The organism is Microbacterium fluvii, assembly GCF_025515205.1.
Classification (GTDB): Bacteria; Actinomycetota; Actinomycetes; order Actinomycetales; family Microbacteriaceae; genus Microbacterium; species Microbacterium fluvii.
The window spans coordinates 242,106-266,678 of the sequence record NZ_JAOPFX010000003.1 but is presented as its reverse complement, the minus strand read 5'-3'; the positions used below and the strand labels follow the sequence as shown (position 1 = coordinate 266,678).

Below are 24,573 nucleotides of genomic sequence, written 5' to 3'. Positions count from 1 at the left end.
CTCGACAATGGGGGGATGCTGAGCATCGGAACCATCGTGCTGACGGTCGAAGACATCGCGCGGGCCGGCGAGTTCTGGCGCGCGGCGCTGGGCTACGTGAACCGCGGCGAGCCGAGCGGGGACTGGGTGATCCTCGACCCGCCCTACAAGGAGCACTGGGATGCGCCTGGGGCGAGCGTGGCCCTCTCGGTGACGGGGTATCCGCAGGCCTATCCTCCCCGCATCCATCTCGATCTCTATGCCGACGATCAGGCGGCGGAGGTCACTCGACTGCTCGCGCTGGGGGCGCGCGAAGTGGACTGGCACGGCTATCCGGAGGATGCCGACTGGGTCGTGCTCGAAGACACCGAGGGCAACCGCTTCTGCGTCGTCGACACCGCCGCCGACACCGCCGCCTGACCTTCTCTCCTCCGCAACTTGGCGGCTGTCGCCGCATGCGGGCGCCGCTGAGCGACAGCAGGTGCCAAGTTGCGGGAGAGGGAGGGGCGGATGCTGCGGGAGAGGGCGGGGCGGATGCTGTGGGTCAGTGCAGTGCGGCGACCGCGCGGCGGATCGCCTCACGGTCGGGCTTGCCACTGGGCAGCACCGGCAGCTCGTCGACGAGCACGAGCCGCGACGGGCGCGCGTGCGGACCGACGGCCTGCGAGACGGCGGCGCGGGCGTGGTCGAGCTGCTCGGCCTCGCTGCGGCGCAGCGCCTCGCCGCGCGGCGCGACGACGACCGAGGCCTCCCCCCAGGTCGGATCATCGACCCCGACGACGACGGCCTGGGCGAGGCCCGGGATCGCGCGCACCGCCTGCTCGACGCGGTCGAGCGAGATGTTGATGCCCCCCGAGACGATGACGTTGTCGATGCGGCCGTGGATGCGCAGCATCCCGTCGTCGATGAGCGCCGCGTCGCCGGTGCGGTACCAGCGCCCCTCGTCGCGCACGAAGACGCGGTCGGTGAGCTCGGCGTCGCCGAGGTAGCCGTCGGCCAGGGTCGGGCCGCCGATCTGCAGCTCGCCGTCGACGACACGCATGCGCACGGTGTCGAGCGGGCGGCCGTCGTAGACGCAGCCGCCGCTGGTCTCGGTCGAGCCGTAGGTGCGCACGATGCGCACGCCCGCCGCGTCGGCACGCTCGCGCACGGCGGGCGGCAGCGCCTGCCCGCCGACGAGGATCGCCGCGAACGAGGTGAGCGCGCGGCGCACGTCGGCGTCGTGATCGGCCGCATCGAGCAGCTTCACCAGCTGCGCGGGCACGAGCGAGGTGTAGGCGGGCACCCGCTGACCGCCGACGCTCGAGGCCATGCCGTTCGCCGCCGCCGCGAAGGCGGCCGGCGAGAACGAACCGGCGAGGATCGAGGGCTCGCGGCCGGCGACGAGCGAGCGCACGAGCACCTGCAGTCCCGCGACGTAGGTCGCCGGCAGCGCCAGCAGCCACGCCCCGTCGCCGATGCGGGCAGCCGTCGCCATGGCGCTGGAGGTGAGCGCGTCGCGGCTGAGCACGACGCTCTTGGGGATGCCGGTGGAGCCGCTCGTGGTGACGACCACCGCCGTGCCGCCGGCGACCTCCGCGGCGGGCGGCTCCCCCGCAGCCCCCAGCGCCAGCGCAGGGCCGGCGCCGTGCAGCGCGCCGCGCAGACCCCGCAGCACGTCGCGCGGGTCGTCGCCGATGAGGGGCTCGAGCTTCATGTCAGTACAGCCAGGGCGACGCCGACCAGTCCGGCTCCCGCTTCTGGAGGAACGCATCGCGCCCCTCGACGGCCTCATCGGTTCCGTACGCGAGGCGGGTGGCCTCGCCGGCGAACACCTGCTGGCCCACCAGGCCGTCGTCGACGGCGTTGAAGGCGAACTTCAGCATGCGGATCGCCGTGGGCGACTTCGTCAGGATCGTGCGCGCCATCGCGATCGCCTCGCGCTCGAGGTCGGCGTGCGGCACGACGCGGTTGACGGCGCCCATCTCGTAGGCGCGCTGGGCGGAATACTCCTCGGCGAGGAAGAAGACCTCGCGTGCGAACTTCTGCCCGACCTGGCGCGCCATGTAGGCCGAGCCGTAGCCGGCGTCGAACGAGCCGACATCCGCGTCGGTCTGCTTGAACCGGCCGTGCTCGGCGCTCGCGATCGATAGGTCGCACACGACGTGCAGCGAGTGCCCGCCCCCTGCCGCCCACCCGGGGATCACGGCGATGACGACCTTGGGCATGAAGCGGATGAGTCGCTGCACCTCGAGGATGTGCAGGCGCCCCGCCCGGCCGGGATCGGCGACGGATGCCTCGTCGTCGCTGTACTTGTAGCCGTCGCGCCCGCGGATGCGCTGGTCGCCGCCCGAGCAGAACGCCCAGCCGCCGTCTTTCGGGCTCGGACCGTTGCCGGTGAGCAGCACGACGCCGATCCTCGTGTCCTGCCTGGCGGCATCGAGCGCCCGATACAGCTCGTCGACGGTGTGCGGGCGGAAGGCGTTGCGCACCTCGGGGCGGTCGAACGCGATGCGGGCGATGCGCCCATCGGGCGAGACGTGCGCCGTGATGTCGGTGAAGGCCTCGGCGCCGGGCGCGAGCACCCATTCGGACGGGTCGAACAGCTCGGATACGCTCACCGCCCCAGCCTACGCGCGCCGTCATCGAGGCGACGGCGGTGGATGCGGCGCCCTACGCTGGATCGGTGACTTCGACGCCCCGCATCCTCGCCCTCGCCGCCGCCGCGGCGCTCGCCCTCAGTCTCGCCGCGTGCTCTTCGACCACGACGGCCCAGCCGGGCAGCAGCGCCGCCGAAGAGACCGCCGCTCCGACCAGCGCCCCCTGCGCGGGCGACGAGGGCGTGACCTTCGTCGTCGATTCGTCGGCTCTGGCCGGCGGAGCGGACGCCCAGTACTGCGTGCCCGCCGAGGCGACGATCGCCGCCGCCGACGTGCTTGCCGCGACCGGCGTCGAGACCGAGGGCACCGACGAGTACGGCGACCAGGTGGTCTGCCGCGTGAACGGCCTGCCGTCGGCGACCGAGCCGGTGGGCTCGACGGAAGATCCCGCCTATGTCGAGGAGTGCGCCTCGATGCCGGCCGCCTTCGCCTACTGGTCGCTGTGGGTCAAGCCCGCGGGCGGCGAGTGGGGCTATGCCGAAGAGGGCCTGTCGACGCTGCAGGTCGAGCCCGGCGACAGCCTCGAGCTGCTGTTCACCCTCGACGGGGAGCCCGCAGCCCCCGCGTCATGAGCCTGCGCCCCTCGGCACTGAAGCCCGCCGCCGCGCTGGCGGCGGGCTTCATCGTCGTGCGGGTCGTCTACCGGGTGCTGTTCCACGGAGCCGACGGCGGCGGACTCGTGCTGCTGCCGATGCCGGTGCTGCGCCTGCCCGCACCGTTCGCGCATGTCGAGCTGCTCGGGCCCGCGACGCTGGACGGCGTGTGGACGGCGGCGGTCAGCGCCGTGCCGATCGCCGCGACGATCCTCGCGTTCGGGGTGCTCAACGCGCTGGTCGACGTGCCGCGGCTCATCGCGCGCGGCGCGCGGCGGGGGCCGCTGCGCGGCGTCGCGCGGATGCTGTCGATCGCCTGGGCGACCCTGCCCGCTCTCGCCGACGCCGTGCGCTCGGCACGCTTCGCGCGGCGGCTGCGCGGCGAGCGGGGCGGGGTGCGCGTGCTCGCGCCGGTGCTGGAGCGCACGCTCGAGCGCGCGACCGCGGTGGCCGCGGCCCTCGAGCTGCGCGGCTACGCCGGCAGCGCGCGCGAGGGCGACTGCGACCACCCCGTGGAGCTGCGGGGGGTGTCGGCGGGGTTCGCCGCGTCACCGACCGTGGCGGTCGACGACGTGTCGCTCGGCACCGGCCGCCTGGTGCTGCTGGCCGGCCCCACCGGCTCGGGCAAGTCGACGCTGCTGCGCGCCCTCGCGGGGCTGCACTCGCAAGTGGACGGCGGGTGGCTGACCGGACGGATGCGGGTGGTCGGGCTCGACCGCCAGACGGTGCCGCCCCGCGACACGTCGCGCACGGTCGGGGTCGTGCTGCAGCATCCGCGCGACGCGTTCGCGACGGAGCGGGTGCGCGACGAGGTCGGGCTCGCGCTGGAGCTGCGAGGAGTCGCGCCGGTGATCGCCGAGGCGCGCGTGGCCGAGGTCGCCGAGCGGGTCGGGATCGTCGAGCTGCTCGACAGGCCCGTTCGGGGGCTGTCGGCGGGTCAGGCGACTCTCGTCGCAATCGCGGCGGCGATCGTGGAGCAGCCGATCCTGCTGCTGGTCGACGAGCCGCTGGCCGACCTCGACATCGCCGCCCGCGCCCGTATCGTGGCGCTGCTCGACGCCCTCGCGCACGAGGCCGGCATGTGCGTCGTGGTGGCCGAGCACCGCACGGCGGCGCTCGCCGGGATCGCCGACGAGGTGCTGCTCATTTCGGAAGGGGTGGTGCGTGCGGACTCGGTCTCAGAGCTCGGGGCGGACACAACTCCTCCTGAGACCGGGGCGAGCGGCCCGATCCGGACCGAATGGCCCTCCGCGGCATCGACCAGGAGGAGTAATGGACGCGCCGAGGGCGAGACTGCGGCCGCCTCGGCGGCCGCGACGGCCCGGGCGGTGCTCGAGGTGCGCGGCCTCACGGTGCGCCACGGCGACACCGTCGCGGTCGCGGATGCCGCGCTGGCGGTGAACGCCGGCCAGATCGTCGCCCTGACCGGGCCCAACGGCGCCGGCAAGTCGAGCCTGCTGGCCGCGATCGCCCTCGCCGACAGCGATGACGCCGTGCAGGTCGGCGGCCGGCGCGCAGACTGGCGTGATCGGGCGATCGCGCTCGTGCCCGATGCCTCCGACGACCTGTTCGTGCGCGACACGGTCGCCGCCGAGTGCCGGCACGCCGATCGCGCCGCCCGCAGCGCCCACCGGGTCGCACCCCGCGGCACCGGCAGCGGTAGAGGTGCCCGTCGAGGCGCGCTTGCGGGAGGCGCCTCGGTGCCCGACACTGCGGAGCGCTTCGCAGCCCTGCTCGGCCTCGACCCGCACGGCGCCGGGTTCGCGCGGCGGCTCGCACAGCATCCGCGCGATCTCTCGGTCGGCGAGCGTCGGTGCCTCGCGATCGCGCTGCAGACGGCGCACCTGCCCCGCGTGCTGCTGATCGACGAGCCGACGCGCGGGCTCGACGCGGCCGCGCGCGACCTGGTCGCGGGGTCGATCGTCGCGCAGGCGGATGCGGGGACCGCCGTCGTGCTCGCCACGCACGAAGCGGAACTCGCCGCGGCTCTCGCGGATCGCGTGCTGCCGATCGAGGGCGGGGTCGTGGAGCAGGCACAGCACGTTTCGTCTCGTCGCTTCGCTCCTCGCTCAACGCCCGGGGAGCACAAGTCGGGCACCTCCCGAGCGCAGCGAGACGAAACGCAACCCCCGGGCGTTGAGCGAGCGCAGCGAGACGAGACGTCGCCACGTCCGGACGCCTCCCGAGCGCAGCGAGACGAAACGTCGCGACCCGCACGCCCCTCCTGGCGCACCCTCGCCCTCGTCGCGGCGAACCTCGCGGCAGCCACCGCCTTCCTGTGGCCCCTCGTCGCGATCGCGGTTCCGGCGCAGGCGCACGCCGCCGTGCCCTACATCGCCCTCGCGCTCGCACCCGTGGCCGTCGTGCTGGTGCTCGCCCTTCTCGACGGCTCGGTGCGCTCGGCGCACACCCTCGCCCTTCTGGCCGTGCTGGCCGCGATCGGCGCGGCCATCCGCATCGTCGGCACCGGCGTCGGCGGGGTCGAGGCGCTGTTCGTGCTGCTGATCCTGGCCGGCCGTGCCTACGGCCCGCGCTTCGGGCTGCTGGTGGGTGCGGCATCCATCCTGCTGTCGGCGGTCGTCTGGGGCGGAGTCGGTCCGTGGCTGCCGTTCCAGATGTTCGCGTGCGGCTGGATCGGCGCCGGTGCGGGACTGCTCCCCCGACGCGTGCGGGGCTGGGCGGAGATCGGGATGCTGTGCGCCTACGGCGTGGTCGGCTCGTACGCGTTCGGCCTCATCATGAACATGTGGTTCTGGCCGTTCGCGGTGGGCGCCGACACGAGCATCTCCTACGTCCCCGGCGGATCTGTCGGCGAGAACCTCGCGAACTTCCTCGTCTACTCCCTCGTGACCTCCACGCTCACCTGGGACACCCTTCGCGCCGTCACGACGGTCATCGGCCTCATCGTGGTCGGCCGCCCCGTGCTCGCGGCGCTGCGCCGGGCGAAGCCGGTGGCGCCGGCATCCGCCGTGGAACCGGACCACACAGTCCTGGCGACCGCGTCGCATCGGCCGTAGGGTCGGGCCATGCCCGCCACGCGCATCGACCTCCGCCGGCCCTGCGCACTGCTCTTCGCGATCCTGGCTGTCGGGGTGTGCACGGCGTGCAGCACGACCGAGGGCGACCCCGCCACGTGGGAGCTCCGCTCCGCGGTGACCTCGGCGAGCACCTCGCTGACGATCGGCGCGAGCCGCCTGGAATGCGCGAGCGGCGTCACCGGTGAGCTGCTCGAGCCCGTGATCGCCTATGAACCCGACCGCATCGTCATCCGGGTGGATGCCGCGCCCAACGGCGACCAGGCGGCGGACTGCCAGGGCAACGACGTCGTCGACGTCGACGTCGTGCTCACCGAATCCGTCGGCGACCGGGATCTCGTCGACGGCGCGTGCGCGCAGGATCGCGCCGCCACGGGGACCGTCTTCTGCGACACCGCGGTGCGCTGGTCGCCCTGAGCGGGTCTCAGACCGAGAAGTACTTCGCCTCGGGGTGGTGGAAGACGAACGCGTCGGTGGACTGCTCGGGATGCAGCTGCAGCTCTTCGCTCAGCTCGACGCCCATGCGCTCGGGGCGCAGCAGCCCGACGACCTTGCGGCGGTCCTCCATGTCGGGGCACGCCGGGTAACCGAGCGAGAAGCGCGCACCGCGGTACTCGAGCTTGAACAGCCCCGCCGTGTCGGCCGGGTCTTCGGCGGCGAAGCCGAGCTCCGAGCGGATGCGGGCGTGCCAGAACTCGGCGAGCGCCTCGGTCAGCTGCATCACGAGGCCGTTGAGCTCGTAGTAGTCGCGGTACCTGTCTTCGGCGAAGAGCTTCGCGGTGACGGCGTCGATCGCGGCTCCCGCGGTGACCAGCTGCACCGGCAGCACGTCGACCTGCCCCGCGTCGCGCGAGCGCACGAAGTCGGCCAGGCACAGGTGCCGGTCGCGACGCTGCCGCGGGAAGTGGAAGCGCAGGCGCTCGCTGCCCAGCGCGCCCGACCCGCCGTCTGGGGCCAGCAGCCCCGGCACCCCGAGCACGCCCGACGGGTCGTCGCCGTGGTGCAGCACGACGAGGTCGTCGCCGTCGGAGACCACCGGGAAGTAGCCGTAGGCGACGGATGCGTCGAGCATGCCCTCCGAAAGGATCCGGTCGAGCCAGTACCGCAGCCGAGGCCGTCCCTCGGTCTCGACGAGCTGCTCGTACGACAGGCCGTCGTCGCCGCGGCCGGGCTTGAGGCCCCACTGACCCATGAAGGTCGCCCGCTCGTCGAGGAAGGCGGCGTAGTCGGCCAGGGCGATCCCCCGCACGATCCGGGTGCCCCAGAAGGGCGGTGCGGGCACCGGGTTGTCGGCGGCCACGTCGGAGCGCGCCGGCATCGCCTCGGGCTCGGTGAGCGTCAGCTGCGAGCCCGCTCGGTGGATGCGCTTCTTCAGCGGCGGGAGGCCCACGGCATCCGCCGCCTCGCCTCGTGCGATGCGCACGAGCGGCTCCATGAGCGTCAGCCCCTCGAAGGCGTCTTTCGCGTAGCGCACCTCGCCGTCGAACAGGCCCGCGAGGTCGTCTTCGACGTAGGCGCGGGTGAGGGCTGCGCCGCCCAGCAGCACCGGCCAGCGCTTCGCGAGCCCTCGGGACTGCAGCTCCTGCAGGTTCTCCTTCATGACGACCGTGGACTTGACCAGCAGCCCGCTCATGCCGATGACATCGGCGTCGTGCTCTTCGGCAGCGGCGATGATGTCGGCGATCGGCTGCTTGATGCCGAGGTTGATCACCTCGTAGCCGTTGTTGGTGAGGATGATGTCGACGAGATTCTTGCCGATGTCGTGCACGTCGCCGCGCACGGTCGCCAGCACGATGCGGCCCTTGCCGGCCGAATCGCTCTTCTCCATGTGCGGCTCGAGCAGGGCGACGGCGGTCTTCATGACCTCCGCCGACTGCAGCACGAAGGGCAGCTGCATCTGGCCGGAGCCGAAGCGCTCGCCGACGACCTTCATGCCCTCCAGCAGATGGTCGTTGATGATCTCGAGCGGCTTCAGCCCACCGGCGCGGGCGAGGTCGAGATCGGCCTCGAGACCCTTGAGCTCGCCGTCGATGATGCGCCGCTCGAGGCGCTCACCCACCGGCAGTGCGGCCAGCTCGGCCGCACGCTGGTCGCGCAGGGCCGCCGTGTCGACCCCGGCGAACAGGTCGAGCATCGTGGCGAGCGGGTCGTAGACGAGGTTGCCGTCGGCGTCGTACTCGCGGCGGTCCCACACGAGGTCGAGCGCGACCTGACGCTGCTCGTCGGGGAGGGAGGCGAGCGGCACGATCTTGGCGGCATCCACGATCGCCGACGACAGCCCCGCCTCGCGCGCCTCGTTGAGGAACACCGAGTTGAGCACCGAGCGGGCGGCCGGGTTGAGGCCGAACGACACGTTCGAGACGCCGAGAGTCGTGTTGATGCCGGGGTATCTCGCGACGAGCCCGCGGATCGCCTCGATCGTCTCGATGCCGTCGCGGCGGGTCTCTTCCTGGCCCGTCGCGATCGGGAAGGTCAGGCAGTCGACGACGATGTCCTCGACGCGCATGCCCCACTCGCCCACGAGCTGGTCGACCAGCCGCGAGGCGATGCGCAGCTTGTCTTCGGCGGTGCGGGCCTGCCCCTGCTCGTCGATCGTCAGGGCGATGACGGCCGTGCCGTGCTCTTTGACCAGCGGCATGATGCGCCCGAAGCGGCTCGACGGCCCATCGCCGTCTTCGTAGTTGACCGAGTTGACGACGGGGCGCCCGCCGATGAGGGCGAGCCCCGCGCCGATGACGGCGGGCTCGGTCGAGTCGATCACGAGGGGAAGAGTGGATGCCGAGGCCAGCCGCGAGACGACCTCGCGCACATCGTCGACACCGTCGCGGCCGACGTAGTCGACGCACACGTCGAGCAGGTGCGCCCCGACGCGGATCTGGTTGCGGGCGATCTCGACGCAGTCGTCCCAGCGCTCATCGAGCATCGCCTCGCGGAACGCCTTGGAGCCGTTCGCGTTCGTGCGCTCGCCGATCGCGAGGTAGGCCGCATCCTGCGCGAACGACACGTGCTGGTAGAGCGACGCGACCCCCGGCTCCCCACCCCCGGGCGTTGAGCGAGCGCCGTAGGCGCGAGACGAAACGTCACCGCCGTGCAGCCGTTCGACGACCGCAGCGAGGTGCTCGGGCGTCGTGCCGCAGCATCCGCCGACCAGGCCCACGCCGAACTCGCGGACGAACTGCTCGTGCGCCGTCGCGAGCTCGGCGGGCGAGAGCGGGTAGTGCGCGCCGTCGGCGGTCAGCACCGGCAGCCCCGCGTTGGGCATGCACGCGATCGTGACGGGCGAATGCTGCGAGAGGTGCCGCAGGTGCTCGCTCATCTCGGCGGGCCCGGTCGCGCAGTTCAGACCGATCGCGTCGACCCCGAGGGGCTCGAGCGCCGTCAGCGCCGCGCCGATCTCTGAGCCCATGAGCATCGTGCCCGTGGTCTCGACGGTGACCTCGACGAAGATCGGCAGCCGCACCCCGCGGGCGACGATCGCCTGCTTGCAGCCGTTGACGGCCGCCTTCGTCTGCAGCAGGTCCTGGCTCGTCTCGACGAGGAACGCGTCGGCGCCGCCGTCGATGAGTCCCTCGGCCTGCAGCGCGAAGGTCTCTTTGAGGTGCTCGTAGGTCGTGTGCCCGAGCGAGGGCAGCTTGGTGCCTGGACCCATCGAACCCAGCACCCACCGCATCCGCCCGTCCGCCGTCTCAGCGGCCTCCGCCCGCTCGCGGGCGATGTGCGCGCCCGCCTCGGCGAGCTCGGCGATGCGGTCGTCGATGCCGTAGTCCGACAGATTCGACCAGTTGGCCCCGAACGTGTTGGTCTCGACGGCATCGACGCCGACGGCGAGGTAGGCGTCGTGGATCTCGCCGATCATGTCGGGTCGCGACACGTTGAGGATCTCGTTGCAGCCCTCGAGCTGCTGGTAGTCGTCGAGGGTCGGATCGTGCCGCTGCAGCATCGTGCCCATCGCGCCGTCGGCGATCACGACGCGCTCGGCGAGCGCCTGAAGCAGCGCCTCCGATCGGGCGGGGCGCGCGATCGCGGCGATGTCGAGCGGATGCCGCAGCACGGCCGTCACGCGTTCTTGGCGTCGCGCCAGTCGAGCCAGCGCTGCACGAGGTCGTAGTCGAAGTCGGGGCCGCTCATGCCGAGCGTGTAGAGCCGCACGCCGCCGTCGAACAGGGCGTCGGCGAAGGCCGCGTCGCGGCCCTGGAGCTCGTTCGAGATCACGAGCTGCGACAGGTCACGCTGCTCGGTCTCGCCCCACTTCGCGATGACGTCGAGCTTGTGCGGCAGCTCTTCGTGGCCGACGAAGCTGTGCCAGATGTCGGCGTGGCGCGCGACCAGGCGCAGCGTCTTCTGCTCGCCCTTGCCGCCGATCAGCACCGGGATGCGGCGGGTCGGAGCAGGGTTGAGCTTCGCCCACCGCGTCTCGATGCGCGCGAGGCCCTGCTCGAGGTCGCGCAGGCGCGAGCCCGGCGTGCCGAACTCGTAGCCGTACTCGTCGTAGTCGCGCTCGAACCAGCCGGCCCCGGTGCCGAAGATGAACCGGCCCGTGCCGCCCTTGGCCGAGATGTGGTCGATCGTGCGGGCCATGTCGGCCTGGAGGTCCGCGTTGCGGTAGCTGTTGCAGTTGACGAGGGCGCCGAACTCCACCCGCTCGGTCTGCTCGGCCCAGGCCGCGAGCATCGTCCACGACTCGAAGTGCAGCCCGTCGGGGTCACCCGAGAGCGGGTAGAAGTGATCCCAGTTGAACAGGATGTCGACGCCGAGCTCTTCCATGCGCAGCACCGCGTCGCGGATCTGCGCATAGGTGGAGTGCTGGGGCTGAATCTGCACGCCGAAGCGCACCGGAGTGTCGAGAAGGGGCATGCCTCCAGCTTAGGAGCGGCGGGCCTTGAGGAAGGCGTCGATCGCGTCCCAGATCGCGATCACCGCGATGCCGAAGCCTGCGATCACCGAGAGGATGCCGAAGACCTCGACGCCGTCTTCGGGGATGACCGCGATCCAGAACGCGGGGTCGAGCAGGCGCCCCTCGACCAGCAGCCAGATCGCCGGGATGGCGACGACGGCGTCGAGCACGGCGTTGAACGCCGCCAGCCCGTACGTCCACCGACGGCGCAGGTAGACGACGACCTGCAGCACCGCCTCGGCCGCCATGACGATCAGCAGCGCCGCGATCCACCAGGGCCACAGGTCGTGGTGCAGCAGCGAGTACCACTGCCCGTCGACGTAGACGAGGCCCACCCGCTGGTCCCACAGCACGACGCCGGCGCCGATCACCAGGAAGATCAGGCTCGCCAGCATCTCGCCGAAGGTGGCGCCGCGCTCATGCGGCAGGGGCAGCTGGTCGAGGCTCCACGCCGGCAGGGCCATGCCCTTCGCCCCCTGCGCACTGCGCTCCACGATCGCGAAGACGAGGGTCGTCCAGAACGACAGGTTGACGACGACTCCCAGCATCCCGGCGACCGTCGAGCCGATGATCGCGCCGATCGGCGCTCCCGACAGGGTCTGGCCGAGCGCGATGCCGAAGGCGGCCAGAGGGGTCACGATCCACAGCAGCAGCTTCAGCAGGCGCCACCACTCCAGGTAGTACCGCGGGCCGATCAGGTGCAGCGGCCGGTCGGTGTAGCCGGCGGCGAGCTTGTCGGGGTCGCCGAGGTCTGTGAGCACGGCGCGCTCGGCGACCTCGCGGGCAGCACCTGACTCGGCGCGCGCCTCGATCTGGTCGTCGATCGATGCCCGCAGCTCGGCGGCCAGGTCGGCGCGCTGCGCCTCGGGCACCGTGCGCATGGCGGCCAGCACATAGCGGTCGGTCAGCGTCTCGTTCATGTTCAGTCCTCCTCGGGAAGGGCGTCGATCGCCGCGGCGATCGCATGGAAGTCGTCGGTGAGAGCGGCGGCCAGTCGCGCCCCCGCGGCACTCGTGCGGTAGAACTTGCGCGGCCTCGCCTCGTCGGTGTTCCACTCGCTCACGAGGTGCCCCTGTTTCTCGAGGCGCCGCAGCAGGGGGTAGAGGGTGTTGGCGTCGGTGTCGAAGCCTCGACCCTGCAGCTGCTCGAGCAGCCCATAGCCGTAGCCGGGCTCTGCCAGCAGGCGCAGGCACGCGAGCACGACCGTGCCGCGGCGCAGCTCCTGCAGGTGGGTCTCGAGCGCTTCCGTTTCACTCATGGCTCACACCTTACTGTGTGTCACACACTATCGTCAAGCACACATTATCGGATGCTGCGACCCTTCGCGCCGAGCGGATGCTGTGGCAAGATGCCGTCAAGGAGGCCACCATGACCGCCACGCCCTCGCTGTTCATCCGCCTGAAGCACGCGATCTTCGGAAAGCCGCTCAACCATGAGGAGGCCCGCGCCCGGCACGACGCCGAGGTCGCGACCCAGCGCCAGGCGAACGGCGTGAACGGATCGGAGCGCGGCCGTCAGGTGCAGAACCAGTCGTACTGGTTCTGACGCCGTGCCCGCACCACTCCCCCCGCTCTCCGAGATCCTCGCCTCCGCGCGAGTGGTCGCGCTGCCGCTGGCCACCCGTTTCCGCGGCGTCGACGTGCGAGAGGCCGTCGTCTTCGAGGGATCGGAGGGCTGGACCGAGTTCTCGCCCTTCGCCGAATACGACGACGTCGAGGCTGCGACGTGGCTCGCCGCGGCGATCGACTACGGCTGGAGCGCGCAGCCGGCGGCCGTGCGCGAGACGATCGCGGTGAACGCGACGGTGCCGGCCGTGCCGGCGGCATCCGTCGCCGAGGTGCTCGCTCGCTTCGACGGCTGCCGCACCGCCAAGGTCAAGGTCGCAGAGCGCGGCCAGTCCCTCGCCGACGACATCGCGCGGCTGCGCGCCGTGCGCGCGGCGATGGGTCCGGAGGGGCGCGTGCGGGTCGATGCGAACGGCGGGTGGAACCTCGACGAGGCCGAGCACGCCGTGCACGCCCTCGCCGAGTTCGATCTGGAATACGTCGAACAGCCCTGCGCGAGCGTCGACGAACTCGCCGAGCTCCGCCGCCGCGTGAAGCACATGGGCATCCCGATCGCCGCCGACGAGAGCGTGCGCAAGGCATCCGATCCCCTCGCCGTCGCGCGGGCGGGGGCCGCCGATCTGCTCGTGGTCAAGGCGCAGCCCCTGGGCGGCGTGCGCCGCGCACTCGCGATCGTGGCCGAGGCGGGACTTCCCGCGGTCGTCTCCAGCGCGCTGGACACCTCGATCGGACTGTCGATGGGGGTCGCCTTGGCCGCCGCGCTGCCCGAGCTCGACTTCGACTGCGGGCTGGGCACGTCGGCGCTGTTCACCGCCGACGTGACCGCCGCGCCGCTGCGACCGCGAGACGGGATGCTGCCGATCGGGCGGGTCGAGCCCGAACCCGCCGCGATGGACGCCGTGGCCGCTGACGCCGAGCGCACGCAGTGGTGGTTCGAGCGGGTCGCGCGCTGCCACGCGCTGCTCGAACGGGCCTGATGCTCAGCCGATGTCGACGAGGGCGACGACGATCTGCTGCAGACGCTCTTTGAGCAGCTCTTCGGTCTGAGCGCGCGAGCACCCCTCGATGGCGGCTCGGACGCACGTGTCGTCGGCGATGTCGACGAGCAGCCGCGCGGCCTGCGGCGCGGTCAGGCGCAGGCGCACGGGGTGCAGCGCCGTGACCTCGTCGATGATCTGCTCGACTCTGCCGATGATGCCGTCGTGCCACGCGAGGTACGCCTCGGCCATCCGCGGATCGCGCAGCGCCTGCGTGCGCAGCTCGCTGACGAGCTGCGGCTCCATGCCCGCACCTTCGGAGACGCCGATGATCTGATGCACGAGAGCGGCGGGGTCGGCGATCTCGCCCGGCTCAATGGCCCGCACGCGGACGGCGACCTCGTCGAGCTTGGCCTCGGTCATGTGCGTGATCAGCTCGAGGAAGAGCTGATCCTTGGACTCGAAGTTGGAGTAGAACGCCCCGCGGGTGAACCCCGCGCGATCGCAGATCATCTCGACCGAGGCAGCGTCCATCCCCACCTCGGCGAACACCTGTGCGGCCGCCTCGAAGAGCTTCGCCCTCGTGGTCTCTCGGCGACGGGAGGGGGCGACGGTGATGTCGGTCACTGCCTCTCCTCTCGTCACGATTCACACCGCGCGTTCAGCTTTCACACCCGATGGATTTCCTACGATACACTCATGTATCCGATACACCGGTGTATCCGACTTCTCGCATCGCTCTGATGCACACTTCCTGAACGCCACGGAGGCGCCGTGTCCACTCTGCTGTACTCGCTCGGACGGTGGGCGTACAACCGCCCGTGGCGGGTTCTCGTCTCCTGGGTGCTGCTGCTGGCTCTCGCCGGCGGCGGGGCGGCGCTGTTCATGAAGGGCACCGACAACTCGTTCTCGATCCCCGGCACCGAGGCGCAGGAGGGCATCCTGCTGCTGGAGCGCACGTTCCCGCAGGCCAGCGGCACCTCCGCGCAGCTGATCGTCGTGGCCGCCGACGGCGACCAGGTCGACGAAGAGCCCTACGTAGATGCGATCGAAGACACCGTCGCCGCCTACGAAGACCTCGACGGCGTGATCGCCGTGACGAGTCCCTTCAGCGAGGTCGTCGACGGCCTCGTCTCCGACGACGACTCGGCGGCCATCATCCAGCTCCAGTTCGACGGTCAGTCCACCGCCGTCAGCGACGAGACCAAGGACGAGCTCAACGCACTCGCCGACGACCTGGGCGCCTCGCTCCCCGGGGGCTCGCAGGTCGCGCTCGGCGGTGACCTGTTCTCGTCATCTGTGCCCGCCCTCTCGCTCATCGAGGCGGTCGGCGTGTTGATCGCCCTGTTCGTGCTCATCGTCACGTTCCGCTCGTTCGCCGTCGCCTGGTTCCCGCTCGTGAGCGCTCTGATCGGCGTGGGTCTGGGCATCGCGCTCATCTACGTGTCGACGGCGTTCGCCTCGGTCTCGTCGACCACACCGATGCTCGCCATCATGCTGGGCCTGGCCGTCGGCATCGACTACGCCCTGTTCATCGTCGCCCGACATCAAGACCAGGTGCGCGCCGGCGTCGACCCAGAGGAGTCGGCCGCGCGCGCCACCGGCACGGCGGGCTCCGCCGTCGTCTTCGCCGGCGTCACGGTGCTCATCGCCCTCATCGGCCTGGGCTTCGCCGGCATCCCGTTCCTCACGACGATGGGCATCGCCGCCGCCGTCACCGTCGCGATCGCCGTGCTCGTCGCGATCAGCCTCACCCCCGCCCTGCTCGGGTTCGCGAAGGGGCGAGTGGCCGGCTGGGGATACCGGATGCTGTCGGCCGGGGTCGGACCGCGGCGCGGCGCCGCCTCCCCCGAGAAGAAGCGGGCGGACGCGAAGAAGGAGGCCGCGAAGGCCGAGAAGGCGGCGGCCAAGGCCGCAGCCGCGCAGCGCCCGAACCGCTGGGTCATGCTGGTGACGCGGCATCCTCTGGTCACCACCATCGCCGTCATCGTGGGTCTCGGCGTCGTCGCCATCCCGGCGGCGAGCCTGTCGCTGGCCCTCCCCAACGCGGGTGTGCAGCCGACCTCGAGCCAGGCCAGACAGGCCTACGACCTCACCGCCGAGCACTTCGGCGCCGGCTACAACGGCCCGCTCATCATGACCGGCACGATCGTGACCTCGACCGACCCGCTCGGGCTCATGGACGATCTCGCCGCGGAGGTCGAGAAGATCCCCGGCGTCAAGGAGGTGGCCCTTTCCACCCCCAACGAGACCGCCGACACCGGGCTCATCCAGATCATCCCCGAGACGGCCCCCGACGACCCGGCGACCGCCGACCTCGTGCGCGAACTGCGCGCGCACCACGACGAGTGGCTCGACGAATACGGCGTCGACCTCAAGGTCACCGGCTTCACCGCCGTCGGCATCGACATCTCCGACCGCCTCGGCGCGGCGCTGCTGCCCTTCGGCATCTTCGTGGTGGGGCTCTCGCTCGTGCTGCTGATGATCGTGTTCCGCTCGATCTGGGTGCCGATCAAGGCGGCGGCAGGCTACCTGCTGTCGGTGCTGGCCGCGTTCGGCGTCGTCGCCGCCGTCTTCGAGTGGGGCTGGGGCGCCGACCTGCTGCACGTGACCCGCACGGGGCCCGTGATCAGCTTCATGCCGATCATCCTGATGGGCGTGCTGTTCGGACTCGCGATGGACTACGAGGTGTTCCTGGTCTCGCGCATGCGCGAGGACTATGTGCACACCAGCCGCGCCCGCGGCGGCCGCGCCGACCGCGCGACCGCGATCGGCGCCGTGCGCAGCGGGTTCACGGCGTCGGCCCGCGTGGTCACGGCGGCCGCGATCATCATGTTCGCCGTCTTCGCGGCGTTCGTGCCGGAGGGCGATTCGTCGATCAAGCCGATCGCTCTGGGCCTTGCCGTCGGCATCGCCGTCGACGCGTTCGTCGTGCGGATGACGCTGGTGCCGGCGGTCATGACCCTGCTCGGCGAGAAAGCGTGGTGGATGCCGCGCTGGCTCGATCGGGTGCTCCCCCACTTCGACATCGAGGGTGAGGCCGTGGAGCGCGAGCTGAAGCTCTCGGACTGGCCGGAGGATGCCGCATCCACTCCCGTCGTCGCCGACGGCCTCACCGTGCTCGCCGACGCGGGCTCGGGCGGAGAGGTGCCGCTGTTCACCGGCGCCCGGTTCCGCATGGAGCACGGCGGCACGCTGCTCGCCCTCGGCGACCCGCGGGCGGCGCGGGCGCTGCTGCTGACCGTCGCCGGGCGCATCGAGCCGTCGGCGGGGCGCCTGCGCGTCGCCGGGCACCTGCTGCCCGGCCGCGGGGCCTGGGTGCGCGCCCACGTGGGCGTCGCCCTGCTCGAGGGCGCGGAAGACCCGGCAGGGGAGCTCACGCGGGCGCTGGCCGGCGGCACCCGCATCGTCGTGATCGACGGCATCGACACCCTCGACGACGCCGAGCGCGATCAGGCCGCCGCAGTGCTGCGCGACGCGTCCGGACCGCGACGCGACCGTCGTGGCGTCGAGCGCCCCCTCACCGTGCTGGCCTCGGCGCGCCGGGAGGGCGCCGCGCTCGCCTTCTTCGCCGACGCGCACCGCGACGGCGTCTCCGAACTCGTGCTGCGCCGCGATCCCGTGCGCACACCCACGACTGCCTCCGCGCAGACCGACTCGAAGGGAGTCGAAGCATGACCGTTCCGGTCGAACGCGCCCGCCCGAGAAAGCCCGTCACGTGGCTCACCCTCGCCGGGGTGCTGCTGCTTCCCGTCATCATCGGCGGAATCCTCATCGCGACGCTCTACAACCCCGTCGAGCGGCTCGACAACATGAGCGCCGCGATCGTCAACTCCGATGAGCCGGTGACGATCGACGATCAGTACATTCCGCTCGGCCGCCAGCTCACGGCGGGCCTGGTCGAAGGCTCCGACGACCTCGACAGCAACCTCACGTGGACGATCTCCAACGAGGACGACGCCGCGGAGGGGCTGGCCGACGGCACGTACGACGCCGTCATCACGATCCCCGAGGACTTCTCGGCCGCCGCCACCTCCACGGCCCCGGGGTCCACCCCGCAGCGCGCCGTGATCCAGGTCACGACCTCGCCCGACGCGCTGATCGTCGACGACGCCATCACGGCCCAGATCACCGCCGCCGCGGCCTCGCTCATGGGCCAGCAGCTGTCGGAGACCTACCTCGAGAACGTGTTCCTCGGCTTCACGACCCTCGGCGACGGCATCGCGGATGCCGCCGATGGCGCCGACAAGCTCGCCGACGGCTCGGCGGAGGCCGCCGACGGTGCCGTGAGCCTCGCCGACGGCGTGCGCCAGCTCTCGTCGGGCGCCTCGCAGCTCGCCACCGGTGCCAACGGCATCGCCGACGGCGCCTCGCAGTCGGCCTCCGGAGCGTCGCAGCTCGCCTCGGGAGCGTCCCAGCTCTCCGGCGGAATGACCTCGTGGGCCTCGGGTGCGCGCTCCGCCGCCGACGGCCTCGACGACTGGGCATCCGGCGCGCGCTCGCTCGCCGACGGCAGCACCGGGCTCGCCGACGGCCTCGATCAGCTGGCAGACGCCGCCTCGATCATCCCCGCCATCCCCGACGACGTCGTCTCGGCCGTGAACGATCTGGCCGCTGACAGCGACGAGATCTCGCAGAACATGACGGATGCGGCATCCCAGCTGTCTCAGCTGTCGGCAGACTGCCTCGCCGACGGCGGGACGCAGGAGCTGTGCGACGCCGTCGCCGAGATCTCCTCGCAGGTCGACGCGGCGATGCCCTCGGTCACCGGCGTGCTCGACAACGCCGACACGATCGCCGCCGGCGTGGCAGGCCTTGCACAGTACGGCCCGCAGCTCACGGCCGGCATCGAGGCCTCGGCCGACGGTGCGCGCGAGATCTCGGGCGGCATCGACAAGCTCGCCGACGGAGCCTCCGACGCGGCCGGCGGCATCGACAAGCTCGCCGACGGCGCGCAGTCGCTCGCCGGCGGCGCCGGCGGCATCGCGACGGGCACCTCGCAGCTGGCCTCGGGCATCACGCAGCTCTCGTCCGGCGCGGCCACGTGGGCCTCGGGCGCAGGCACGTGGGCCTCCGGCGCCTCGGAGGCCGCAGACGGCACCGACACCTTCGCCGACGGCGTCGACCAGCTCGCCGACGGCACGTCCGACCTCGCCGACGGCCTCCACACCGCGGCCGACTCGGTGCCCTCGTACACCGACGACGAGGCGACCGAACTCGCGAGTGTCGTCTCCGACCCCGTGCAGGCCGAGGGCCTGGGCTCGAGTCTCTTCGGCGCCTCGGCGATTCCGCTGCTGGCCACCGCCGTGCTCTGGTTCGGCGGTCTCGGCAGCTTCATCGCCCTGCAGGCCGTCTCGCGTCGCGCGCTCACCTCGCGCCGCTCGTCGGGCATGCTCGCCCTTCGCACCCTCGCCCCCGCCGCCGCACTCGGAGCCGCGCAGGGCCTGCTCGTGGCCGTGGTCGTGCAGATCGCGGGCTCGTACAGCTGGAGCGACTGGTCGATCTTCGCGGGTGTCGCGATCGTCGCGGGCATCGCCTTCGCCGCGGTCAACCAGGCGCTGGTCGCGGTGTTCGGCGGCGCGGGCCGCTGGGTGAGCGCCCTGATCGGCGTGCTGGCGCTGGCGACGGGCATCGTGTCGACCATGCCCGGCGTGTTCGGCGACATCGCAGCCCTCCTGCCCACGGCACCCGCCTACAACGCGATGCTCGCGGCCCTCACCCCCGCGACGGGGGTCAGCGCGGGCCTTGCGGGCCTTGTGATCTGGTCGCTGCTGGGCTTCATCGTCACGGTGATCGCCGTGACCCGCAGGCGCACGACGTCTGCTCGAGCGCTGCTGGCGGCATCCCCCGCCTGATCGCTCCTGCGCACGACGGCGGCCGGCTCCCTCTCGGGGCCGGCCGCCGTCGTTCGTGGCGCGGGTCGTCCGTCACTGTTGCGCGCCAGGTCGCAGCATCCTCCCTACCGATCGACGGCGCGGATGCGGCGAACTGGCGCGCGCGTGGGATCACAGCCGCCGAGGCCTGGCGCGACGGTCGAGACCTGGCGCGGATGCGGCGAGGTGGCGCGGATGCGGGGAGCAGCGCCCCGGGTCGAGCTCAGCTCAGCTCAGGCCGGAGTAGGCGTGCAGACCCTTGAAGAACATGTTCACGATCGTGAAGTTGAACAGCACCGCGGCGAAGCCGATGATCGACAGCCAGGCCGAGCGCGAGCCGCGCCAGCCGCGCGTCGCGCGCGCGTGGATGTAGCCGGCGTAGAGCACCCAGATGATGAAGGTCCAGACTTCCTTCGTGTCGAAGCCCCAGTAGCGGCCCCACGCGTCGTTGGCCCAGATGGATCCGGCGATGAGGGTGAAGGTCCAGAAGATGAAGCCGATGATCGCGAAGCGGTAGGCCAGCGACTCGAGCTTCTCAGAGCTCGGCAGGGTCCGCAGGAACCGCGGCCCGCTGCCCGTCGCGGCAGCCGCCACGAGCTTCGCCTCGCGCCGCGCCTGCATGAGCTGCAGCACCGACAAGCCGAAGGCGAGTGCGAACAGGGCCGTCGCGAGAGACGCGACGAACACGTGGATGACGAGCCACACCGACTTCAGCGGATCCATCAGCGGCACGACCTCGACGTAGAAGCCGAGGGCGGCACCGCCCAGCAGCACCACGACGAGCCCCGTGATGAACGTGCCGAGGAAGCGCAGGTCGTACTTCACCAGCACGACGAGGTAGACCAGCACGATCAGCAGAGTGCCCGTGAGAGCGAACTCGTACATGTTCGACCACGGCACACGCCCGGCGGCGATGCCGCGGGTGACGGCGCCGGCGAGGTGGAAGAGGAAGCCCAGCACCGTCAGCGACGTGCCGATGCGGGCCCACAGCAGCCGCGGGCGATCGGCCGGTCGGGCCTCGAGCGCGGCGTCGGCTTCGCGGGCGGCGGCGCGCGCCTCGACGAGGGTCTCACCGGCAGCGCCCACTCCGACGAGCTCACGGGTGCGGGCGGCGGCATCCTTGGCCTCGACCGCCGCGGCGCCCCGGCGGGCGAGGTCGACGGTGTAGGCGATGAACGCGAGCGCGTAGATGGCGATGGCCGTCCAGACCAACAGCACCGAGACGTCGTCGAGCGTGAGGGTTTCGGTGCCGGTCATGGATTCCAGTCTACGCGGGGGGACGGATGCGGCCTCAGTCGGCCGCTGGGGGCTCGCCGAGGGCGCGCTCGAGCGCGTCGCCGTGCCGCTGCTGCAGCTGCTGCACGGCGTCTTTCAGCGTCGGGTCCTCGCCGCGGGCCAGGCCCGCGTACTCGATCTCGAGGGCGCCGCCGGAGCGGGTGACCTTGACCCACATGCGGCGCCGGGGCACGAAGAGGGCGGCGAGCAGACCCGCCAGCGCGATGATCGCGAAGGCGAGCACCCACGGGGCGGCGAGGTCACGGTGGATCGAGAGCGACACGAAGCGCTTGACCGACTGCTCGTAGCCCTCCGCACCCTCGGGCGCCTCGTTTTCAAAGGTGATCGTGCCGAGGTCGTTCGGCAGGTCGACCGTGTCGCCGGGGGCGAGCTGGATCGAGTCGACCCCGGTGTCGCCGCCGGTGAGGCGCTGCATGTCGCCGGTGTCGAGGGTGTAGACCGAGCGCGGCGTGCCGTCGTCGATGCCGAGGTCGCCCTCGAAGACGTTGAGGGTGACGACGGGGTTCGTCAGCGACGGGTAGGCGGAGGTCGCCGCCCCCGAGCTCATCAGCACCTGGGTCGGGTAGAAGAAGCCGACCAGGCCCAGCTGCTCGGGCATGCCGTCGGTCACCTTGACTACGCCGACGGAGGTCATGTTGGTGTCCTGCGGCAGGAAGGGCACCGACTCGCTGAACACGACGTCGCCGTCGGCGTTTCGGATCGTGAGGGTCGGCGCATAGCCGTTGCCCATCAGGTAGACGCTGTCGCCCTCGATGTGCATCGGGTGGTTGACCCGCACAGCGCCCTCGGCGGGCTCCTCGCTCGGCACCTGCACCGTGAGGTTCGCCGCGAAGTCGCCCGCCTGGCCCGCGGCCTCGGTGCCGGCCGGCTGGTAGGTGACGTCGAACGAGTCGAGGGTCAGCGCATACGGCGACAGCCGCTCTTCGTCGACGAAGCGACCGGGGTTGAACGACGCGTAGTCGAGCATCGTGTTGACGAACGAGCCGCCCTCGATGATGACGGCCTGTCCGGTGTAGGTGAATCCGCCGCCGACTCCCACCGAGATGAGCACGCCGACGAGGGCAGAGTGGAAGACGAGGTTGCCGGTCTCGCGGAGGTATCCGCGCTCGGCCGAGACCGACAGCATCCCGTTGCCGTCATAGCGCTCGGTCCGGTAGCCGAGCTTGCGCAGCTGCTCCCCCGCGAGACCGGTCGCCTGCTCGGCGGCGGCATCGGCGTCGGTGCCGGGGGCGAGTTCGACGATCGCCGTGCCGTGCGCCTCGAGGCGCGACAGGCGCGCGGGGGTGCGCGGGGGCCGCGCCCGCAGTGCCTTGTAGTGGTGCTTGGTCCGAGGGATCACGCAGCCGATCAGCGAGATGAACAGCAGGATGTAGATCGCCGAGAACCACACCGAGCTGTAGACGTCGAACAGCTGCAGCGTGTCGAGCACGGGCGCGAGGTCGGGATTGTCGGTGTAGTACTGCGTGACGCCGTTGGGGTCGGCGCTGCGCTGCGGCACAAGCGACCCCGGCACGGCGGCGATCGCCAGCAGCAGCAGCAGCACGAGCGCCGTGCGCATCGAGGTGAGCTGGCGCCAGCCCCATCGCAGCCACCCCACGACGCCGAGCGCGGGCGAGGTCACCCCGTCGGAGTCGGCGTGGTCATCGGGCCGCAGCGGATCGGTCGCGGTGTCGGAGCTGTCAGAGCGGGAGTTCGACATACGGCAGCACCCCCTGCAGCTGAGCCATGAGCTGGGTCCAGACGCCGGTGACCATGAGCAGGCCCAGCAGCACCAGCATCCCTCCCCCGATGAGGTTGACGGCGCGGATGTGACGTCGCAGGAACGCGACCGACCGCGTCGCCCAGCCGAAGCCGAGCGTCAGCAGCACGAACGGGATGCCCAGGCCCAGCGAGTACGCGAGCCCCAGCAGGCCCGCGCGCACGGGATCGCCGAAGCCCCACGAGATCGAGAGGATCGCCGTGAGCGTCGGGCCGATGCACGGCGCCCACCCGATGCCGAGCGCGAGGCCCAGCAGGGGCGCGCCGATCAGGCCGATGTTGCCGCGCACCTGCGGGTGCACGATGCGCTGGGCGAACCCGAAGACGCCGATGAAGACGAGGCCCAGCACGATGATCACGACGCCGAAGATGCGCGTGAGCACCTCGGTGTACTGGATGAAGAAGGTGCCGGCCACGCCGCCGAAGATGTTGACGGCCATGAACACCACGGTGAACCCGGCGATGAACAGCAGCACGCCCACGAGCAGCCGGCCGCGGGTGGGGGCGAGTTCAGTGGGCGCCTGGACGGCGGATGTGGCGCCCTCCGGCCGCGCGGAGGCCACGACCCGCGGCGCCCGGGGCGCGACGGCGCCCCCGATGTAGCCGAGGTAGCCCGGCACGAGCGGCAGCACGCACGGCGAGAGGAACGACAGCAGGCCCGCGACCAGCGCGATCGGCAGCGCCAGCCAGAGCGCGCCGTCGGCGACGATCTCGCCGGCGTTCACGCCTCGGCCTCGACGTCTTCGATGAGCGTCGCGAGAACGGAGGCGTCGGGCAGCTGCCCGATGATGCGGGCGGCGACGCGGCCCTCGCGGTCGAGCACGAGCGTCGTGGGCGTCGCGTTGATCGGCGTCTTCTCGGCGAAGGCGAGCTTGACCGAGGGGTCTTCGCTGGCGATGACGCTCGGGTAGCTGACCTCGTAGGTGTCGGCGAAGGCGGCCGCGGCAGCGGCGGAGTCGACGGTGTTGACCCCGAGGAACGCCACGTCGTCGCCGCCGGTGCGGTCGAACGCCTCGTTGAGCTCGGGGGCCTCGGCGCGGCACGGACCGCAGGCGGCGTACCAGAAGTTCACGACGAGCACCTGCCCGGCGAAGTCGTCGCTCGCCACGGCGGCTCCCGCTTCATCGACGCCGGTGAACGCGACGGGTTCGGTGCGGTCGGCCGGATCGATCTCGACGACGCGGAAGTCGCCGGCGATGTACCCCTTGTTGTCGCCGTCGCGGTACTGCTCGGCGAGCGGGTCGGCGGCGCACGACGCGAGGGTCGCGACCAGGGCGAGGGCGGCCAGGGCCGACAGCATCCGCTTCATCACACGGCCCCCACATCGACGGCACCGGTCGTGGCGGCGGGCTCCGCGTACGCGACCTCGATCCAGCGGTCGCCGTCGCGCTCGAAGCTCGTGACGCTCGAGAGCGCGCAGCGGCGGTTGCGAGGGTCGTGCCGGAGCGGCTCGCCCTCGACGTGCAGATGGGTGATCCAGATCGGCAGCTGGTGCGAGACGACGACGACGTCGCCGGATGCCGTGCGGTTCCACGCGTCGGTCATGGCGGCGTCCATGCGGGCCACGACTTGGGCGTACGGCTCCCCCCAGCTCGGCACCGAGGGCCGGAGCAGGTGACGCCAGTTGAGCGGATTGAGGAGTGCCCGCTTCATGCGGCGCCCCTCGAAGACGTTGGTGGGCTCGATGACCCGCTCGTCGACGAGCGGTTCGATGCCGAACAGCTCGACGAAGGGCTCGGCCGATTCGCGCGTGCGCTGCAGCGGCGAGTGGACGAGCGCGCCGACGGGGCGGTCGAGTGCGCGCACGTGCTCGGCAGCGGCCCGCGCCATCTGCCGGCCGGCGGTGCTCAGCCGGAAGTTCGGCAGTCGCCCGTACAGCACGCGCGTGGGGTTGTGGACCTCCCCGTGGCGCACGAGGTGGAGGCGTTCGGCGGGCACCTCGACAGTCTACGTGGGCCGACTCT

At 71.6% G+C, this 24,573-nt stretch carries 20 protein-coding genes; 8 read left to right on the top strand and 12 right to left on the bottom strand.

Annotation, left to right across the window (positions count from 1 at the left end):
• Positions 1–15: 15 nt before the first annotated feature.
• Positions 16–399: a VOC family protein gene (locus OAW74_RS12465; RefSeq protein ID WP_262874702.1), complete on the top strand. Its 384-nt coding sequence runs from the start codon at positions 16–18 to the stop codon at positions 397–399.
• 124 nt (positions 400–523) lie between these two features.
• On the opposite strand, the gene OAW74_RS12460 is transcribed toward OAW74_RS12465, so the two are convergent.
• Positions 524–1,675 (bottom strand): AMP-binding protein, encoded by a 1,152-nt coding sequence (locus OAW74_RS12460; RefSeq protein ID WP_262874701.1) that lies wholly within the window; start codon positions 1,673–1,675, stop codon positions 524–526.
• Between the two features lies 1 nt (position 1,676).
• On the bottom strand, positions 1,677–2,579 hold the full coding sequence (locus tag OAW74_RS12455; protein ID WP_262874700.1) for a 1,4-dihydroxy-2-naphthoyl-CoA synthase: 903 nt from the start codon (positions 2,577–2,579) through the stop codon (positions 1,677–1,679).
• Between the two features lie 65 nt (positions 2,580–2,644).
• On the opposite strand from OAW74_RS12455, the gene OAW74_RS12450 reads away from it, so the two are divergent.
• From OAW74_RS12450 to OAW74_RS12440, 3 genes are read left to right on the top strand one after another with little or no spacing between them, the layout of a single operon-like run.
• The gene (locus tag OAW74_RS12450; protein WP_262874699.1) at positions 2,645–3,190 is read left to right on the top strand and encodes a hypothetical protein; all 546 of its coding nucleotides are present in this window, start codon (positions 2,645–2,647) and stop codon (positions 3,188–3,190) included.
• Complete coding sequence (locus OAW74_RS12445; RefSeq protein WP_262874698.1) at positions 3,187–6,228, top strand: ATP-binding cassette domain-containing protein; 3,042 nt, start codon at positions 3,187–3,189, stop codon at positions 6,226–6,228. The genes OAW74_RS12450 and OAW74_RS12445 overlap by 4 nt, the downstream gene beginning before the upstream one ends.
• Positions 6,229–6,237: 9 nt before the next feature.
• Positions 6,238–6,663, top strand: coding sequence for a hypothetical protein (locus OAW74_RS12440; RefSeq protein WP_262874697.1), 426 nt, complete (start codon positions 6,238–6,240; stop codon positions 6,661–6,663).
• A 7-nt stretch (positions 6,664–6,670) separates the two neighbouring features.
• Here OAW74_RS12440 and metH read toward each other — a convergent pair whose 3' ends face one another.
• Genes metH through OAW74_RS12420 form a run of 4 tightly spaced genes read right to left on the bottom strand, consistent with a single transcriptional unit; the run spans position 6,671 to position 12,398 of the window.
• Positions 6,671–10,297, bottom strand: a complete 3,627-nt coding sequence (metH, locus tag OAW74_RS12435; RefSeq protein ID WP_262874958.1) for a methionine synthase — start codon at positions 10,295–10,297, stop codon at positions 6,671–6,673.
• A 5-nt stretch (positions 10,298–10,302) separates the two neighbouring features.
• Complete coding sequence (locus OAW74_RS12430; RefSeq protein WP_262874696.1) at positions 10,303–11,100, bottom strand: LLM class F420-dependent oxidoreductase; 798 nt, start codon at positions 11,098–11,100, stop codon at positions 10,303–10,305.
• A gap of 9 nt (positions 11,101–11,109) precedes the next feature.
• A complete protein-coding gene (locus OAW74_RS12425; RefSeq protein WP_262874695.1) occupies positions 11,110–12,060 on the bottom strand; it encodes a permease prefix domain 1-containing protein in 951 nt (316 codons plus the stop codon).
• 2 nt (positions 12,061–12,062) lie between these two features.
• Positions 12,063–12,398: a PadR family transcriptional regulator gene (locus OAW74_RS12420; RefSeq protein ID WP_262874694.1), complete on the bottom strand. Its 336-nt coding sequence runs from the start codon at positions 12,396–12,398 to the stop codon at positions 12,063–12,065.
• 17 nt (positions 12,399–12,415) lie between these two features.
• On the opposite strand from OAW74_RS12420, the gene OAW74_RS12415 reads away from it, so the two are divergent.
• Together OAW74_RS12415 and OAW74_RS12410 are read left to right on the top strand one after the other, a co-directional pair.
• Positions 12,416–12,685: a hypothetical protein gene (locus OAW74_RS12415; protein WP_262874693.1), complete on the top strand. Its 270-nt coding sequence runs from the start codon at positions 12,416–12,418 to the stop codon at positions 12,683–12,685.
• Between the two features lie 4 nt (positions 12,686–12,689).
• Positions 12,690–13,682 carry an o-succinylbenzoate synthase gene (locus OAW74_RS12410; protein ID WP_262874692.1) on the top strand — a complete coding sequence of 331 codons (993 nt, stop codon included), beginning with the start codon at positions 12,690–12,692 and terminating at the stop codon, positions 13,680–13,682.
• Positions 13,683–13,685: 3 nt separating this feature from the next.
• On the opposite strand, the gene OAW74_RS12405 is transcribed toward OAW74_RS12410, so the two are convergent.
• Positions 13,686–14,309, bottom strand: coding sequence for a TetR/AcrR family transcriptional regulator (locus OAW74_RS12405; RefSeq protein WP_262874691.1), 624 nt, complete (start codon positions 14,307–14,309; stop codon positions 13,686–13,688).
• A 147-nt stretch (positions 14,310–14,456) separates the two neighbouring features.
• On the opposite strand from OAW74_RS12405, the gene OAW74_RS12400 reads away from it, so the two are divergent.
• Both OAW74_RS12400 and OAW74_RS12395 read left to right on the top strand, forming a co-directional pair.
• Positions 14,457–17,360: an MMPL family transporter gene (locus OAW74_RS12400; RefSeq protein WP_262874690.1), complete on the top strand. Its 2,904-nt coding sequence runs from the start codon at positions 14,457–14,459 to the stop codon at positions 17,358–17,360.
• Positions 17,357–19,537 (top strand): YhgE/Pip domain-containing protein, encoded by a 2,181-nt coding sequence (locus tag OAW74_RS12395; RefSeq protein WP_262874689.1) that lies wholly within the window; start codon positions 17,357–17,359, stop codon positions 19,535–19,537. Before OAW74_RS12400 ends, OAW74_RS12395 begins: the two co-directional genes overlap by 4 nt.
• 246 nt (positions 19,538–19,783) lie before the next feature.
• Here OAW74_RS12395 and ccsB read toward each other — a convergent pair whose 3' ends face one another.
• Genes ccsB through OAW74_RS12370 form a run of 5 tightly spaced genes read right to left on the bottom strand, consistent with a single transcriptional unit; the run spans position 19,784 to position 24,547 of the window.
• Positions 19,784–20,812 (bottom strand): c-type cytochrome biogenesis protein CcsB, encoded by a 1,029-nt coding sequence (gene ccsB / locus OAW74_RS12390; protein ID WP_262874688.1) that lies wholly within the window; start codon positions 20,810–20,812, stop codon positions 19,784–19,786.
• Positions 20,813–20,846: 34 nt separating this feature from the next.
• Entirely contained in the window at positions 20,847–22,550 is a 1,704-nt protein-coding gene (resB, locus tag OAW74_RS12385) for a cytochrome c biogenesis protein ResB (protein WP_262874687.1), read from the bottom strand.
• A complete protein-coding gene (locus OAW74_RS12380; RefSeq protein WP_262874686.1) occupies positions 22,531–23,334 on the bottom strand; it encodes a cytochrome c biogenesis CcdA family protein in 804 nt (267 codons plus the stop codon). The genes resB and OAW74_RS12380 overlap by 20 nt, the downstream gene beginning before the upstream one ends.
• Positions 23,331–23,918: a TlpA family protein disulfide reductase gene (locus OAW74_RS12375; RefSeq protein ID WP_262874685.1), complete on the bottom strand. Its 588-nt coding sequence runs from the start codon at positions 23,916–23,918 to the stop codon at positions 23,331–23,333. The genes OAW74_RS12380 and OAW74_RS12375 overlap by 4 nt, the downstream gene beginning before the upstream one ends.
• Entirely contained in the window at positions 23,918–24,547 is a 630-nt protein-coding gene (locus OAW74_RS12370) for a histidine phosphatase family protein (RefSeq protein WP_262874684.1), read from the bottom strand. The genes OAW74_RS12375 and OAW74_RS12370 overlap by 1 nt, the downstream gene beginning before the upstream one ends.
• Positions 24,548–24,573: the final 26 nt, after the last annotated feature.

Bases quoted from the DNA above. Each gene is read 5' to 3' on its own strand.
- OAW74_RS12465 (WP_262874702.1), top strand. From the start codon at position 16: ATGCTGAGCATCGGAACCATCGTGCTGACGGTCGAAGACATCGCGCGG.
- OAW74_RS12460 (WP_262874701.1), bottom strand. From the start codon at position 1,675: ATGAAGCTCGAGCCCCTCATCGGCGACGACCCGCGCGACGTGCTGCGG.
- OAW74_RS12445 (WP_262874698.1), top strand. From the start codon at position 3,187: ATGAGCCTGCGCCCCTCGGCACTGAAGCCCGCCGCCGCGCTGGCGGCG.
- OAW74_RS12440 (WP_262874697.1), top strand. From the start codon at position 6,238: ATGCCCGCCACGCGCATCGACCTCCGCCGGCCCTGCGCACTGCTCTTC.
- OAW74_RS12430 (WP_262874696.1), bottom strand. From the start codon at position 11,100: ATGCCCCTTCTCGACACTCCGGTGCGCTTCGGCGTGCAGATTCAGCCC.
- OAW74_RS12425 (WP_262874695.1), bottom strand. From the start codon at position 12,060: ATGAACGAGACGCTGACCGACCGCTATGTGCTGGCCGCCATGCGCACG.
- OAW74_RS12420 (WP_262874694.1), bottom strand. From the start codon at position 12,398: ATGAGTGAAACGGAAGCGCTCGAGACCCACCTGCAGGAGCTGCGCCGC.
- OAW74_RS12395 (WP_262874689.1), top strand. From the start codon at position 17,357: ATGACCGTTCCGGTCGAACGCGCCCGCCCGAGAAAGCCCGTCACGTGG.
- ccsB (WP_262874688.1), bottom strand. From the start codon at position 20,812: ATGACCGGCACCGAAACCCTCACGCTCGACGACGTCTCGGTGCTGTTG.
- resB (WP_262874687.1), bottom strand. From the start codon at position 22,550: ATGTCGAACTCCCGCTCTGACAGCTCCGACACCGCGACCGATCCGCTG.
- OAW74_RS12375 (WP_262874685.1), bottom strand. From the start codon at position 23,918: ATGAAGCGGATGCTGTCGGCCCTGGCCGCCCTCGCCCTGGTCGCGACC.